At 63.2% G+C, this 1,499-nt stretch carries 1 protein-coding gene; it reads left to right on the top strand.

Annotated elements, in window-relative coordinates; all coding sequences use genetic code 11:
* Nucleotides 1–279 precede the first annotated feature (279 nt).
* The gene (locus RCH12_RS18460) at nt 280–1,464 is read left to right on the top strand and encodes an IS30 family transposase (RefSeq protein ID WP_442784598.1); all 1,185 of its coding nucleotides are present in this window, start codon (nt 280–282) and stop codon (nt 1,462–1,464) included.
* Nucleotides 1,465–1,499: the final 35 nt, after the last annotated feature.

The raw sequence follows: 1,499 nt of genomic DNA, 5'->3' as shown, positions 1-1,499 counted from the left end.
CTTGGGTTCTAGCGGTCGTTGCAACACCCCGTACTTCTGGGAGTTGCAACGACCGTGTCTTCGTTAACGAGTGGAAACCCGTCTTCGGGTGAGAAAAGAATCAAGAGGACCTATACGCAGCAGGATGTTGATGCGTTCTTCTTGGCGTTCGAGCGGCTGGGATCGAAGGCGGCTGCTGCTGCCGAGCTGGGGTTCAATCCGGGCACGGCAGCCCGGTGGGGCCGGGTGAAAGGTGTGGGCGGGCGAGTACCCCACCCGGGCCGGGAGGAATATTCACGGCTGCGATCCGCCGGCGTTCACCGACTCGAGGCCGCGCGCCGGATCGGTGTGAACATTCGCACCGCCCAGGACTGGGACCTCGGAATCCGACACGTGAGTAACAAGCGCATTCGCCCTGATGGGCGCGTGATCGACTACACAAGTGGAATGACCACCCTTCTTCCTGCGGTACCGGCGGCGCTGGAGCAACCGATCAGCAACCGCTACCTGTCTTTGTCAGAACGGGAAACGATCCGGGACATGATTGCCGCCGGCTCGTCATTGCGAACCATCAGCACCGCGTTGCGCCGGGCGCCGTCGACGATCAGTCGGGAGATCGCCCGCAATACCGTCCCGGTCCATGGCTACCTGCCGTATGCGGCGCATCGCGCCGCTGCGGCCCGGCGGCCCCGGCCCAAGAACCGCAAGCTGCAAACCACACCACGATTGCGCGCCTACGTGACAAGCAAATTGCGGATTCGCTGGTCACCGGAACAAATCAGTCGCACTCTGGTCAAGACTTATCCTGATGATCAAGAGATGCGCGTGACCCACGAAACGATCTATCAGGCCCTATATCTCCAGGGCCGCGGCGGACTGCGCCGGGAAGTGGCCGCGACGCTGCGCACCGGCCGGTCCCGCCGAAAACCCCAGAACACCGGAGAGGCCCGCCGGCCCCGCTTCGCCGACGAGATGGTCATGATCTCCGACCGCCCCGCCGAAGTCGACGACCGCGCGGTGCCCGGCCACTGGGAAGGCGACCTGATCACCGGCACTCTGAACCAGAGTGCGATCGGCACCCTGGTCGAACGCACCACTCGCTACGTGATGCTGCTCCACCTGCCCCACGACCACACCGCCGAGTCCGTCCGCGACGCATTGGTCACCACGATGGGCTCGCTACCCGAGCACCTGCGTGGGTCGCTCACCTGGGACCAGGGCGCCGAGATGGCTGCCCACAAATCGTTCAAGATCGCCACTGACATCGACGTCTATTTCTGCGACCCAGCCAGCCCCTGGCAGCGCGGCTCGAACGAGAACACCAACGGGCTCCTACGCCAATACTTCCCCAAAGGAACCGATCTCTCCGTCTACGGGCCCGAAGACCTCGAACACGTCGCGCAAGAGCTCAACGCCCGCCCACGCAAAACGCTCGACTGGGATACCCCAGCCGAGCGTTTACGTGATCTAATTCAAAGCACCTAAACCATCAGGTGTTGCAACGACCGCTAGAAACCGCC

The organism is Cryobacterium sp. MP_3.1 (genome assembly GCF_035984795.1).
GTDB classification, from domain to species: domain Bacteria; phylum Actinomycetota; class Actinomycetes; order Actinomycetales; family Microbacteriaceae; genus Cryobacterium; species Cryobacterium zongtaii.
Note: the sequence above shows the minus strand (reverse complement) of the source record. Positions and strands in the feature narration are given on the sequence as shown.